Raw genomic sequence first — 13924 nt, forward strand, 5'->3', positions numbered from 1 at the left:
AATCTATTTATTCGTCCTACCTCCCTATTATTTCGGCCTTCAACCTTTTATTCCGTCCTATCTCCCTATTATTTCGGCCTTCAACCTTTTATTCCGTCCTATCATCCTTTATTCAGCCTTCAATCTTTTATTCCGTCCTACCACCCTTTTATTCGGCCTTCAACTTTTAATCAGCATTCTTCCGCTTACTGATTGAATACAAAAAAACAGGCTACCATTCTCCAAAAGTTTTTTGGAAAATGGTAGCCTGTTTAATATTTATGATTGCTTAATTAGCCAGAAAGTTTTTTTGCATCATTTTTTTAATTTTGCAAAGGCCTGTTCTGCCGCTTCAATGGTCTTTTCGATATCTTCATCACTATGTGCTGTTGATAGGAATAAACCTTCAAACTGGGATGGCGGCAAGTAGATGCCTTGATTCGCCATTTCCCTATAGTAAGAAGCAAAGAACTCTAGATCGGATGTTTTTGCTGTATCATAATTTACGACTTCTTCATTTGTAAAGAAAAGTCCAATCATGGAACCGGCACGGTTGAATGTATGGGGAACTCCGTATTTTTCTGCTGCTTCTCCAATGCCTTTTTCGAGGATATCACCTTTTCGGGTGAACTCTTCATAAGATTCTGGAGTCAATTGGCTCAGCGTTTCAAGACCAGCCGTCATGGCCAGAGGGTTACCTGACAATGTTCCTGCTTGATAGATTGTCCCACTCGGGGCGATTCGTTCCATGAATTCGCGCTTTCCTCCGAAAGCTCCGACCGGCAAGCCACCGCCAATTACTTTCCCAAGGCAAGTCAGGTCCGGTACGATGCCAAAATAGCCTTGTGCACAATTATAGCCGACACGGAACCCGGTCATCACTTCGTCAAAGATCAATAGAGCACCGTATTGGGTCGTCACTTCACGTAAGCCTTCGAGGAAACCTGGCTGTGGCGGAACGACGCCCATGTTCCCCGCAACAGGTTCTACGATGATACAGGCGATGTCTTCGCCAAATTGTTCAAACGCATATTTGGTTGCAGCAAGATCATTATATGGTACGGTAATCGTATTTTTCGCAATGCCTTCCGGTACTCCCGGGCTATCAGGTAAACCTAATGTTGCAACACCGGATCCCGCTTTGATTAGCAATGAATCGCCATGCCCATGATAAGAACCTTCGAATTTCAGGATTTTATCCCGGCCTGTAAAGCCTCGCGCCAACCTTAGGGCACTCATCGTCGCTTCGGTTCCTGAAGATACCATCCGGATCATCTCAATCGAAGGCACCCGTTCAATGACCAACTTAGCCAGTTCATTCTCAATCAGTGTAGAGGTTCCAAAGCTTGTACCTGATTCCGCTACCTTTTTCAATGATTCCACGACACGGTCATTCGTGTGACCCAGGATAAGCGGTCCCCATGAAAGAACATAGTCTATATATTCATTCCCATCGATATCATACATTTTTGAGCCTTTTCCGCGTTCCATGAAAATTGGATCCATGTCCACAGATTTGAAGGCACGTACCGGGCTGTTCACGCCGCCTGGCATCAAGTCTTTTGCTTCGGCAAACGCTTTTTTCGATTTTTCATATGACCGCATGATTCAATCCCCTTTTCCATTACAGGTTTTATTTGTCATCATCCTTGATTATCTTCGTTTATCCAGCGTGCTACCTCTTTTGAAAAATACGTAATGATCAAGTCGGAACCTGCGCGTTTCAAGCCTGTCAGCATTTCCATCACTATCGCTTTTTCATCAATCCAGCCATTTTGGGCAGCTGCCTTAACCATTGAGTATTCACCGCTGACATTATAGGAAACAATCGGGAGATTAAAGTTATTCTTAACGTCCCTGATGATGTCCATGTAGGATAGGGCTGGTTTTACGATTAGGAAATCCGCACCTTCAGCAACATCGGATTCAGCTTCACGGAATGCTTCAAGGCGATTGGCGGGATCCATTTGGTAAGTTTTCCTGTCGCCAAATTGTGGTGCACCATTCGCAGCATCTCGGAATGGACCGTAAAAAGCCGAGGCATATTTCACTGCATAGGACATGATCGGAATATCTTCATAGCCCGCTTCATCCAGACCTGCACGGATGGCCGCAACGAAACCGTCCATCATATTGGAAGGGGCAATGATATCGGCACCGGCCTCAGCCTGGCTGATTGCCGTTTTGGCAAGAAGGTCAAGAGAAGCGTCATTCAGGATCTTTTCCCCTTCAACGACCCCGCAATGTCCATGGCTTGTATACTCACAAAGGCAGGTATCAGCAATGACAATGACTTCAGGATATTGTTTTTTGATAAAGCGGGTTGCCTCTTGCACAAGTCCGTTATGGTGAAAAGCACCTGTGCCCTGTTCGTCTTTATCATGATCAAAAGGGACACCGAATAAAATGACTGACTTTATGCCCAGACTCACGACTTCATCCATTTCCGCTCCCAGATTATCCATGGATAACTGATAGATACCCGGCATCGAGTTGATTTCATTTTTTACATTTTCACCGTCGATGACGAAAATCGGATAGATCAAATCCTCTTTATGCAATTGTGTTTCACGGACTAAAGCCCTCATGCCAGCACTTGCACGCAAGCGACGGTGGCGATTGAATGGAATGTTTTTCATTTTAAAGTTCCTCCCTTATTATTTCTTTTCACGATGAAGCGTATTAAATCAGCAACCATGGCATCCGTCGTATAAACATCTGGACAAACATCGACGGATAGCCCATGTTTTTCAGCCGTTTTAGCGGCAATCGGTCCGATGCATGCGATGATGATCCGGTCTATGTATGTATCCAACTCACAGCGTTCCATAATCTGCAAAAAATGATGGATCGTCGAAGAACTCGTAAAGGTTATGACGTCGATTTCATGATTCGTTATAAGTTGCACGAGTTTTTTTTCACTGCTTCGAGGAAGCACGGTATGATAAATAATCACTTCATCACACGATGCTCCACCTTCATTGATTGCCTCCGCAATAACCGCCCTGGCGAGATTTCCTTTTGCCAGCAACACGCGTGACCCGGGATCAAGTAAGGTCATGAACTCCGAAACAAACCCTTCAGCAACAAACTGAGCTGGCACGAAATCCGCCTTATACCCATGCCGTTTCAGGGCCGCTTCTGTTTTGGAGCCGATAACGGCTATTTTCGGAAGCTTTAAAGGCAGTTTACCAAGAAGCTTAAAGAAGAAATCCACCCCATTTTGACTTGTCAGAATGATCCAGTCATAGGTAAGCAACTCACCTAAACGCTGATGAACCTCTTCCATATGATCAGGAAGAGTGAACTCAAGCAATGGCACAAGAAGCGGCGTTCCGCCATTTTTCTCGATCGAATCTTTTAAACCATCTGCCTGCCCTTTCCCTCTCGTGATTAATACCCGGTAATCCTTAAGAGGTTGAAAGGGTTTCATTACTGATCAAGCTCCTCTTTTACGCGATCGATCAATTCTTTACCGCCCATTTCACTAATCTGCTTGGCAGCATCATGCCCAACCGTCACGGGATCTGCCCCCTCGACCATTTCTTTATAAATCACCTTTCCATCAGGAGAAGCGACCAAAGCCGTCAAGGAAACGGATCCATTATCTTTTGCTACCGCAAATCCGGCAATCGGAACCTGGCATCCGCCTTCCATTTTATCCAAAAAGGCACGTTCCGCTTCAACCGTTCTTTTCGTTTTTTCACAGGTCAATTTCGCAAGTTCTGCCAGCAGATCTTTGTCATCTTCACGGCATTCAATGGAAAGTGCTCCTTGTCCAACTGCCGGAATGCAAATATCTTCATCTAAGAATTCCGTTACGATGTCCTGTTCCCATCCCATTCTTGATAGTCCTGCTGCAGCTAAAATGATAGCATCATAATCTTCCGTTTTCAGCTTATTCAAACGGGTATCGATATTCCCGCGAATCCATTTAATTTCAAGGTCCGGCCTTCTAGCCAAAATTTGAGCGCCACGGCGCAAGCTGCTTGTACCTATGATGGAACCGGGTTTCAGTTCAGAAAGGGTTTCATGGTTCTTGGAAATCAAGGCATCCCGATGGTCCTCCCTCGGCGGTATGCAACCAATCGTCAAGCCTGTAGGAAGCACTGCCGGCATATCTTTCATACTATGTACAGCCATATCAATTTCTTTATCCAGCATCGCTTGTTCGATTTCTTTAACGAATAAGCCTTTTCCGCCTACCTTGGAAAGCGTTACATCAAGGATTTGGTCACCCTTTGTGACAATTTCCTTCACCTCGAACTCGTATGGAACCCCAAGCTCTTTAAGTTGATCGATAACCCAGTTCGTTTGGGTGATCGCTAATTTACTACGTCTAGAACCGACAATTATTTTTCTCATAGTTTCCTCCTATGTATTCCAAAAGTGGAATGTTGAAAGGCTTCCGAAAAGGAAAAAGTTAATTAACACAATCATGAAAGATCCAATATTCAGAAAGGCTAGCGTCCTTCCATACATTTGTTTCCGAATTTTCAAGTATAAAAATACACTGTATGCGATGAGCAAAATAAATGAGCCGATGATCTTCATATCCAGCCAGGATACCCCAGGCACTTTTATATAAGCCCATTGAATCCCCAAGATAAGTGATACCACCAATAATGGAACACCTATTACTGCTAGGACATAAGACATTTGCTCGAGTTTAGTTAGATCGCCGAGTCGAAGCAGCCGTTTCCCCCACTTCTTCCGTTTCAACAGATCATATTGAATTAAGTAGAGTAGTGAAAACACGAAAGAAAGCGTGAATGCCCCATAAGATAGGATGGCAAAAGTGATATGTATGAGCAATAGCTCTGAAACCAGACGCTGTGCAAGCACTTGAGATTCTATCTGAACAGGTGCAAATGTATGGATGGCCATAACCATGAAACCTAATACATTCGTAAAAAAGACCGTAAAGTCGACTCTTAGCAATCGGTTAATGATCAAAGATAACGATATGAGGACCCATGCATAAAAATATAAGCCTTCAAAAATCGTCAATACCGGGAACCTTCCCGTTTTCATTACATACAGAAACAAAAAAATTGTTTGCAGTACCCAAACAATAGAAAGCAACCAGAAGGCGACCTTATTAGCCTTCTGGTTATTATTAAGGAAGTCAATAAAATATAAAAGCATACTGATGGCATACAACAACACAGTGGCTTCATGCAATCTTGTCATTAGTAATTCCATATCTACCTCATTACTGGACAGGAACTGGATTCAATAGGGATGCCTTGGAACTGTTCAGTTCTTTTTCATCATCCGCAACCAGCTGGTCTTCTATCAATTCCTCTAAATTGAAGATTTTAACGAAATTATTTAATTGCTCTTTTGCATTCGGCTCATCTGCAAGCTCTTTTGCATAAAGAATAGGATCTTTTAGCATTTGGTTGATGATGCTCTTCGTATGCTTGTTCAGAACCTTTTTGTCACGTTCGCTTAAATGCGGAAGCTTTCTTTCGATGCTTTCCATCGTTTCCTTTTGTATCGAAAGGGATTTTTCCCGTAAAGAAGAAATGACTGGCACCACACCAAGCAAATTAATCCATTGATTGAAGTCCACAATTTCAGATTCGATCATCAATTCTATTTTCTCGGCAGCTTTTTTACGTTCTTCGATATTGGCTTGCACGATCCCTTCAAGATCGTCAATGTCATACAGGAAGACATTTTCCAGCTCGCCCAATGTTGGATCAAGGTCACGCGGCACTGCGATATCGACCATGAAAATAGGACGGCCTTTACGAAGCTTATTCACGAATGACATCATTTCTTTTGTTACGAGAAGATCTTTTGATCCAGTGGAAGTGATCAGGATATCAGCCTCCACTAAAGCGCATTGCAGCTCTTGAAGCTGTTTTGCTGTACCATTGAATCTTTCCGCCAGGTCGACCGCTTTCTGAAAGGTGCGGTTAATGACTGTGATGCTGTCGGCTCCATTACTATGAAGATTTTGAATGGCTAGCTCACCCATCTTACCGGCCCCAAGAATCAAGACATTCTTGCCGTTCAGGCCTCCAAAGATTTTTTTTGCAAGCTCGACTGCCGCATAGCTGACGGAAACGGCATTGGTATTGATTTCGGTTTCCGAATGAGCTTTTTTAGCCAATGTAAGGGCTTGCTTGAAGAGATGGTTAAAAACGGTACCGATCGTATCTTCCTTCTGCCCTAACAGATAGCTTGAACGTACTTGTCCCAAAATCTGAGTTTCTCCAAGGATCATGGAATTCAAGCCGCAGGTAACAGAAAATAAATGCTCGACAGCCCCATCGCCTTCATAAATGAAGAGATATTTAGAAAATTCTTCTTTATCGATATTAAACCATTCCGAAAGAAATTCCTTTATATAATACCTACTTGTATGAAGCTGGTCACCGACCGCATATATCTCCGTTCTGTTACATGTTGAAATAATAATATTTTCCAAGATGCTTTTTTTATTTTTAAGAGCTTTCATTGCCTCGGCAAGTTCGGCTTCGCTGAACGATAGTTTTTCCCGAATTTCTACAGGGGCAGTTTTGTAATTAATACCAACCGCTAGAATATGCATCCTTTTGTTTTGCACCCCCAAAATTTTTCATGTAAATTTATTATACCATGTACTAAAATTGATTCACGCAAATAATATGAACAGTTTATGAAAACGTATGCTACCATGAAAAGACAGCCAAAACGCCTGATTGCTACAAAAGGTGTCTAAGCGGGATTTGTAAGTTACATACATATTTCGACATTGTGTACAAAAGTACCATATCAAAAATGGCAAAAAACTTCAAGTAATCGAATTGGATAGGAGGATAAAATGAAAACGCAGCGTATTTTCCCTGGAATCGTTTTAATCGGTTTCGGACTCTATTTTTTTCTTGAACATTCCCAAATGGAGATCTTTCCAGGCTTTTTTAGCTGGCCCACTTTATTATGTATAGTTGGTGCCGCCTTCTTGATTCAGGCTTATAGCGGTAATGAATATGAGTCCATCCTGCCAGGCGTCATCTTACTGGGGTTCGGGGCCCACTTCCACATTGTCGAGAACCTGGATATTTGGCCGGACAATATAGGTATCTTTATTTTAATCATCTCGCTGGGATTTATTCTTCGGGCACGTAAAACAAATTCTGGAATGTTTCACGGGATGGTAATACTCATCATCTCGATCCTTTTCTTATTCTATGATAAAATCACAACGTCTTTCGGGATTGTTGAAACAAGCACGGCGAACATCGAGAGGTTTTGGCCATTTGCCTTGATGGCAATCGGCATTTTCTTTTTGGTTCGAAAAAAGTGAATATGGACCGATTCGCATTTTATGTGAATTCCATAATGAAAAAGGGTATTCCAGATGCGGAATACCCTTTTCTTTTACATATATTTCTTAAGGACGCCCCATGCTTGTTCCTTACCTTCTCCTGTTTCCCCTGAGAAAAGAAGCAATTCATCTTCTCTTTCCATATTCAACGTTTGGCGCGTGATCTTCAAGTGCTTCTGCCATTTGCCCTTTGGAATTTTATCCGCTTTGGTGGCAATGACGATCCTTGGCAGATCATAATGCTTCAGGAATTCATACATTGCGATATCATCCTTAGTCGGAGGATGACGCAAATCGACGATCAGAAGCGCAGCGCGGAGCTGATCACGGGAAGTGAAGTACGTTTCGATCATCCTTCCCCAGGCATCGCGCTCCGTTTTTGATACCTTTGCATAACCATAACCCGGTACATCCACAAAATGGAGTGCTTCATTTATGATATAAAAATTCAAGGTCTGCGTCTTACCCGGTTTAGAGGATGTCCGCGCCAAGTTTTTTCGATTGATCATTTTGTTGATGAAACTGGATTTCCCAACGTTGGAACGGCCTGCCAAGGCAAATTCCGGTATTGGAGTATTGGGATATTGTTCAGGCTTCACAGCACTGATGACAATATCTGAACTTGTTACTTTCATTCGTTCACACCTACCAATGCATGCTCAAGGACTTCATCGACGTGTGAAACTGGAACAAATGTTAATGCTTTACGGACACTTTCCGGGATATCATCAATATCCTTTTCGTTATTTTGCGGGATGATGATTTTCGTAAGTCCTGCGCGATGGGCCGCTAAAGATTTTTCTTTAAGCCCGCCGATCGGAAGAACCCGTCCGCGTAATGTAATTTCGCCTGTCATGCCTACCTCTTTTCTGATCGGCCTATTAGTTAGGGCCGATATTAACGCTGTTGCAATCGTGATGCCTGCAGATGGGCCATCTTTAGGGACGGCACCTTCGGGGACATGAATATGAATATCATATTTTTCATGGAAGTTCGTATCAATATGAAGTTTCTCGGTTTTTGAACGGACATAGCTGAAAGCAGCCTGGGCTGACTCTTTCATTACATCGCCAAGCTTTCCTGTCAGGATAAGCTTGCCTTTACCTGGTGATAAGGAAACCTCGATTTGCAGCGTATCGCCACCAACCGACGTGTATGCTAAACCATTAGCAACACCGACTTGGTTCTCGACTTCCGCCTGTCCATAATGGAACATGGTTTTCCCTAAAAACTCCTCGACATTCTTTTCAGAAATGACGACCCGCTTTTTATCTCCGGACACGATGATTTTTGCAGTCTTACGACAGATGCTTGCAAGCTGTCGCTCCAGACTACGGACACCGGCTTCCCGAGTATAATAACGGATGATTTTGGTAAGAGCTTCCTCACGGATTTGCAATTGTGTCTTCAATAAACCATGGTTTTCCAACTGTCTAGTCAGTAAGTGATCCTTGGCTATGTGAAGTTTCTCTATCTCAGTATAACCTGCAATCGAAATGATTTCCATACGATCACGAAGCGGGCCAGGAATCGATCCCAAATTATTCGCCGTCGCAATGAACATGACCTTGGAAAGATTATACGTTTCTTCAATATAATGATCACTGAAATTATGGTTTTGCTCAGGATCGAGTACTTCCAGCATCGCTGCAGATGGATCTCCCCTAAAGTCATTGGACATCTTATCCACTTCGTCCAGTAAAAAGACAGGATTGATCGTTCCAGCTTTTTTCATGCCTTGGATGATCCGTCCCGGCATCGCCCCTACATATGTGCGGCGATGTCCGCGGATTTCCGATTCATCACGCACCCCGCCTAAAGATATACGGACGAAATTCCTATTCAGTGATGACGCGATCGATTTAGCGAGACTGGTTTTCCCGACACCAGGTGGTCCAACCAAGCAAAGGATAGGACCCTTCAATGAATTGGTCAATTGCTGGACGGCTAAATACTCAAGCACCCGCTCCTTCACCTTTTCCAATCCATGGTGGTCCCGGTTCAGGATTTTTTCAGCTTTGTGAATATTCAAGTCATCTTTAGTAGCTTTGGACCAAGGAAGCGAGATCAACCATTCGATATAATTGCGGATGACAGAACTCTCGGCTGAGCTGGACGGTACTTTTTCATAACGGTCCAATTCCTTTAATGCCGTTTCTTTGATGTGCTCTGGCATATCCGCTTCTTCTATCTTTTCGTTGAGGACCTCAATTTCCCCTGTCTTCCCTTCTTTATCGCCCAATTCCTTTTGGATCGCTTTCATTTGTTCACGTAAATAATATTCTTTTTGAGTCCGTTCCATCGAACGCTTAACACGCTGGCCGATCTTTTTCTCGAGGAAAAGAACTTCTTTCTCGTTATTGATGATCTCGATTACACGGCTTAAACGCTTTTTCATATCAATGGTCTCGAGCACTTCTTGCTTTTCCTTCAATTTCAAAGGCAAATGGGAAGCGATTATATCGGCTAATCTCCCTGGCTCTTCAATATCGGAAGTGGAAGAAAATGTTTCACCGGTTATTTTCTTGGACATTTTTATGTATTGTTCAAAATAATCCAATAGTGTGCGCATTAATGCTTGATGTTCAGCATCCTTTTCATCACTGTCTTCATATATTTTAATCTTGGCACCATAATGTGTCTCATAATCGTAAAATTCAATGACCTCTGCCCGGTTCAATCCTTCCACCAACACCCGGATTGTACCATTCGGAAGCTTCAGCATCTGTTTTACCTTTGTTAAAGTTCCCATTGTAAATAAATCTTCTTCACCTGGTTCGTCCAACGAAACATCTTGTTGTGTCGTCAAAAATATAAGATGGTCTTCCACCATTGCTTTCTCAAGGGCTTGTACCGATTTATCTCGGCCTACATCTAAATGAAGTACCATCGTTGGATATACAAGCAGTCCTCTAAGCGGCAGGAGGGGGACGATGATTTCTTTATCAGTCATTTCCTGACACCTCCATCTAATTAGTATCGTCGTTGTAAACTATTTACCCATGTTCTCAACCTTTTAACAATTCTATCCTATTTATATAGAAGTGTCTATTCGTTTACCTTAACACGTTTCGACTGCTATTATTATCTCCAATATTAGATAAAAAAGCACGTCTGAACACGTGTTTATTTTTTCTTTAAGTTTAAGACGGACTCCAATATGGTCCTTAAAATGCCCCGGTTCTATTTTAGCCGGGGCATTTCGTTTATACACTTTCTTTTTTCGATAGGTCCAAGGATGTGAGTATTTGTTCCGATATCATTTCCTTTTTCAGTGCCTGATCGAGCACTTCTTTTACATTCGTAACCGGAATGATTTCTATATCCTTGATTTCAGATAGCAAAGGCTGCATGTTATCGGCTGGGATGATTACTTTCTTTGCGCCGGCAAGTTTTGCGGCCTTGATTTTCGGAATGACACCGCCAATCGGTTTAACACCGCCATGAATGCTGATTTCCCCAGTCATCGCCATTGTGTGATCAACAGGGATTTTATAAATGGCCGAGTATATGCCAGTTGCCATCGCGATTCCGGCAGAAGGACCATCTACAGGACTTCCGCCTGGGAAATTCACATGGATATCGAATTGATCGGCAGGCACTCCCATCGACCGTAAAACCGTAATGACATTTTCAATCGAACCTTTTGCCATGCTCTTACGGCGAATCGACTTGCCGCCACCACCGCCAATACTTTCTTCTTCAACGATGCCGGTAATATTTATCGAGCCTTTTTCATCAGAGGCAGCCATGACCGTAACCTCGATTTCAAGCAATGCCCCGCTGTTGGGACCATAGACTGCAAGACCGTTGACAAGGCCTATTTTAGAATTCGATTCTATTTTCCTGTCCATTCTTTGGGTCAGTTGGCTGCTATGTGCCATCCAATCTATATCTTCTTCTCTGATAAAAGTCCTGTTTTCATTAATTGAAATTCCTGCAAGAGTCTGAATCATGTTGACGGCTTCCCTGCCATTTCGGGCATAATCCGAAATCGAATGCAAGCCTTTTTCACTGATGGTGATTTCCACTTTATCTGATGCATTTTTAGCCACGGTGATTATTTCTTCCCGATCAAGTTCACGGAAAAATACCTCTATGCATCTCGAGCGTATTGCAGGTGCGATTTCATTTGGCGTTCTCGTTGTGGCTCCAATCAATCGAAAGTCAGCCGGAAGTCCATTTTTAAAAATATCATGGATGTGAGTGGGAATATTTTGGTTTTCCTCTTGATAATAGGCACTTTCCAGAAAGACCTTACGATCCTCCAATACCTTTAACAGTTTATTCATCTGTATTGGATGTAGCTCCCCTATTTCGTCGATGAACAATACGCCTCCATGAGCATTGCTGACTGCACCCTGCTTTGGCTGCGGAATGCCAGCTTGTCCCATTGCCCCGGCCCCTTGATAAATTGGATCATGCACCGAACCAATAAGCGGATCGGCAATCCCCCGTTCATCGAACCTGGCTGTAGTGGCATCCAATTCAACAAACACTGCCGAATTCTTAAAAGGGGACTTCCCGTTTTTCTTAGCCTCTTCCAAAACAAGTCTGGCCGCTGCTGTTTTCCCTACCCCTGGAGGACCGTAAACTATCACATGCTGGGGATTCGGCCCACATAAAGCAGCCTTTAAAGATTTAATGCCATCTTCCTGACCGATGATTTCATTAAATGAGCTTGGTCTAACCTTCTCAGCCAATGGCTCAGTTAACGAAATCGATCTCATCTTCCGTAATTGGTCCATTTCCTTACGTGAATCACGGTCAATGGAAACTTTTTGTGTCCGCTGGCCTTTCAATAGGTTCAAAAAATACAATCCAATAATAATCCCAAAAAACAGCTGGATAAACAACGCCAATCCTGTCCAATTCATCGTATTCCCTCCTGCACTCTCCTAGTTTGTAATTTCTGTTAGTATCTCCTTTGGAAGGGCGATATTATCCAAGAAATTCGTGTTGTAAATTTTGGGGTTTTCATCCTTAAGAACAACAATTTTTCAATAAACATAAAAAAAGACAAAAGAAAAAGACTGCCAGGATGAACTGGCAGTCTTACTTTTCCTATTAATTAAGCAGATGTCTTCTTTTCTTGTCCTTTGATGGTCGTACCGTCTTTTAGGACGAGCTTTGGAGATTCATTTTTTGAAATCGTGCTGCCTGTGATTACACATTTTGCAACATCATCACGTGAAGGCAAATCGAACATCACTTCAAGAATGATGCCTTCAATGATGGATCGCAGGCCACGTGCACCAGTTTTACGTTCAATTGCCTTTTTAGCAATTTCACTAAGCGCTTCCTGTTCGAATTCCAATTCGACATCGTCTAGTTCAAGCAATTTTTGATATTGCTTAACAAGGGCATTTTTCGGTTTTGTCAGGATTTCGATCAAAGCAGCTTCATCCAATTGCTCAAGAGTCGCAATTACCGGAAGACGTCCGATGAATTCCGGAATTAAACCGAAACGAAGCAAGTCTTCAGGAAGGACTTTGGAAAGCAATTCTTTTTCTGCAACATCATCCTTCTTCACGTCAGAGCCAAAACCAATGACTTTTTGACCAAGACGGCGTTTGATGATCGGTTCGATGCCATCAAAGGCACCGCCACAGATGAACAAAATATTGGTCGTGTCGATTTGGATGAACTCCTGATGCGGATGTTTACGCCCACCTTGAGGCGGAACGCTTGCAACCGTTCCTTCAAGAATTTTCAATAAAGCTTGTTGCACACCTTCACCAGACACGTCACGTGTAATGGAAGGATTTTCCGATTTACGGGCAACTTTATCGATTTCATCAATATAAATGATGCCTTTTTCCGCTTTTTCCACATCATAATCAGCTGCTTGGATCAATTTTAGAAGGATGTTTTCGACATCTTCCCCAACATATCCAGCTTCCGTCAATGAAGTCGCATCAGCAATGGCAAAAGGAACATTCAGTAATCGTGCCAATGTTTGCGCAAGAAGGGTTTTCCCGCTTCCCGTCGGTCCGATTAGGGCGATGTTACTTTTAGAAAGCTCCACATCGTCGACTTTGCTATTGGAATTGATACGTTTATAATGGTTGTAAACAGCGACAGCCAAAGATTTCTTCGCCTGTTCTTGTCCAATCACATATTCGTCAAGAATTTCACGGATTTCCATAGGTTTAGGAACATCCCTGAATTCCACTTCTTCATCAGTGCCCAGCTCTTCTTCGACGATCTCCGTACAAAGCTCGATACACTCGTCACAAATATAGACACCTGGACCAGCAACCAGTTTACGGACTTGTTCTTGTGTTTTACCGCAAAAAGAACATTTTAACTGTCCTTTTTCATCATTAAATTTAAACATGTACGTTCACCCCTTTAAATACTCTTCCAACTCTATTACATAGCGGTACCCAATCGAATGAAAAAAAATAGGCACACATCTACTTAAGCATTCCAAAATCCCTAGTATGTTTTGCATTTTATCATGTTCTTGGAAGTTTAGTAACAAAAATGCTCACGCGTCCGAGTTGTTAAATAAGTACAATAATCAATCAATATGTATTTGCCCTTTACCAGTATGCCCAAAACTTTTGATTTTTAAAATCAGGATTTGCTGTATAAATATGTATATGCGGTATTAGAACT

Annotated in this window: 11 protein-coding genes; 1 reads left to right on the top strand and 10 read right to left on the bottom strand. The window is 42.6% G+C overall.

All coding sequences use genetic code 11. The features are described from left to right. Window positions 1-294: 294 nt before the first annotated feature. Genes hemL through hemA form a run of 6 tightly spaced genes read right to left on the bottom strand, consistent with a single transcriptional unit; the run spans window position 295 to window position 6544 of the window. The gene (gene hemL, locus ACDZ29_RS02210; protein WP_370015986.1) at window positions 295-1584 is read right to left on the bottom strand and encodes a glutamate-1-semialdehyde 2,1-aminomutase; all 1290 of its coding nucleotides are present in this window, start codon (window positions 1582-1584) and stop codon (window positions 295-297) included. Between the two features lie 38 nt (window positions 1585-1622). Next, a complete protein-coding gene (hemB, locus tag ACDZ29_RS02215) occupies window positions 1623-2618 on the bottom strand; it encodes a porphobilinogen synthase (RefSeq protein WP_289325928.1) in 996 nt (331 codons plus the stop codon). Further along, on the bottom strand, window positions 2615-3412 hold the full coding sequence (locus ACDZ29_RS02220) for a uroporphyrinogen-III synthase (protein ID WP_289325929.1): 798 nt from the start codon (window positions 3410-3412) through the stop codon (window positions 2615-2617). Before ACDZ29_RS02220 ends, hemB begins: the two co-directional genes overlap by 4 nt. Beyond that, window positions 3412-4344 (bottom strand): hydroxymethylbilane synthase, encoded by a 933-nt coding sequence (gene hemC, locus ACDZ29_RS02225; RefSeq protein ID WP_370015987.1) that lies wholly within the window; start codon window positions 4342-4344, stop codon window positions 3412-3414. Before hemC ends, ACDZ29_RS02220 begins: the two co-directional genes overlap by 1 nt. A 9-nt stretch (window positions 4345-4353) precedes the next feature. Continuing rightward, window positions 4354-5184, bottom strand: coding sequence for an inner membrane protein YpjD (locus ACDZ29_RS02230; protein WP_289315465.1), 831 nt, complete (start codon window positions 5182-5184; stop codon window positions 4354-4356). A 10-nt stretch (window positions 5185-5194) separates the two neighbouring features. Further along, window positions 5195-6544: a glutamyl-tRNA reductase gene (hemA, locus tag ACDZ29_RS02235; RefSeq protein WP_289325931.1), complete on the bottom strand. Its 1350-nt coding sequence runs from the start codon at window positions 6542-6544 to the stop codon at window positions 5195-5197. A 252-nt stretch (window positions 6545-6796) separates the two neighbouring features. Here hemA and ACDZ29_RS02240 point away from each other — a divergent pair, with 252 nt between their 5' ends. Continuing rightward, window positions 6797-7279, top strand: coding sequence for a LiaI-LiaF-like domain-containing protein (locus ACDZ29_RS02240; protein ID WP_289315463.1), 483 nt, complete (start codon window positions 6797-6799; stop codon window positions 7277-7279). 74 nt (window positions 7280-7353) lie between these two features. Here ACDZ29_RS02240 and yihA read toward each other — a convergent pair whose 3' ends face one another. From yihA to clpX, 4 genes are all read right to left on the bottom strand, one after another. Beyond that, window positions 7354-7935, bottom strand: a complete 582-nt coding sequence (yihA, locus tag ACDZ29_RS02245) for a ribosome biogenesis GTP-binding protein YihA/YsxC (RefSeq protein WP_289315462.1) — start codon at window positions 7933-7935, stop codon at window positions 7354-7356. After that, complete coding sequence (gene lon, locus ACDZ29_RS02250) at window positions 7932-10253, bottom strand: endopeptidase La (RefSeq protein ID WP_289315461.1); 2322 nt, start codon at window positions 10251-10253, stop codon at window positions 7932-7934. Before lon ends, yihA begins: the two co-directional genes overlap by 4 nt. Window positions 10254-10506: 253 nt before the next feature. Continuing rightward, window positions 10507-12177, bottom strand: a complete 1671-nt coding sequence (gene lonB, locus ACDZ29_RS02255; RefSeq protein WP_375089711.1) for an ATP-dependent protease LonB — start codon at window positions 12175-12177, stop codon at window positions 10507-10509. Window positions 12178-12371: 194 nt separating this feature from the next. Beyond that, window positions 12372-13640, bottom strand: coding sequence for an ATP-dependent protease ATP-binding subunit ClpX (clpX, locus tag ACDZ29_RS02260; RefSeq protein WP_101222811.1), 1269 nt, complete (start codon window positions 13638-13640; stop codon window positions 12372-12374). Window positions 13641-13924 lie beyond the last annotated feature (284 nt).

Origin of the sequence: Peribacillus sp. RS7 (genome assembly GCF_041956845.1) — a bacterium.
Lineage (GTDB): Bacteria > Bacillota > Bacilli > Bacillales > DSM-1321 > Peribacillus.

Excerpts from the sequence above, each read along its gene's own strand:
- hemL (WP_370015986.1), bottom strand. The coding sequence starts at position 1,584 with ATGCGGTCATATGAAAAATCGAAAAAAGCGTTTGCCGAAGCAAAAGAC.
- clpX (WP_101222811.1), bottom strand. The coding sequence starts at position 13,640 with ATGTTTAAATTTAATGATGAAAAAGGACAGTTAAAATGTTCTTTTTGC.
- hemA (WP_289325931.1), bottom strand. The coding sequence starts at position 6,544 with ATGCATATTCTAGCGGTTGGTATTAATTACAAAACTGCCCCTGTAGAA.
- ACDZ29_RS02240 (WP_289315463.1), top strand. The coding sequence starts at position 6,797 with ATGAAAACGCAGCGTATTTTCCCTGGAATCGTTTTAATCGGTTTCGGA.
- yihA (WP_289315462.1), bottom strand. The coding sequence starts at position 7,935 with ATGAAAGTAACAAGTTCAGATATTGTCATCAGTGCTGTGAAGCCTGAA.
- lon (WP_289315461.1), bottom strand. The coding sequence starts at position 10,253 with ATGACTGATAAAGAAATCATCGTCCCCCTCCTGCCGCTTAGAGGACTG.
- ACDZ29_RS02220 (WP_289325929.1), bottom strand. The coding sequence starts at position 3,412 with ATGAAACCCTTTCAACCTCTTAAGGATTACCGGGTATTAATCACGAGA.
- hemB (WP_289325928.1), bottom strand. The coding sequence starts at position 2,618 with ATGAAAAACATTCCATTCAATCGCCACCGTCGCTTGCGTGCAAGTGCT.
- hemC (WP_370015987.1), bottom strand. The coding sequence starts at position 4,344 with ATGAGAAAAATAATTGTCGGTTCTAGACGTAGTAAATTAGCGATCACC.
- lonB (WP_375089711.1), bottom strand. The coding sequence starts at position 12,177 with ATGAATTGGACAGGATTGGCGTTGTTTATCCAGCTGTTTTTTGGGATT.
- ACDZ29_RS02230 (WP_289315465.1), bottom strand. The coding sequence starts at position 5,184 with ATGGAATTACTAATGACAAGATTGCATGAAGCCACTGTGTTGTTGTAT.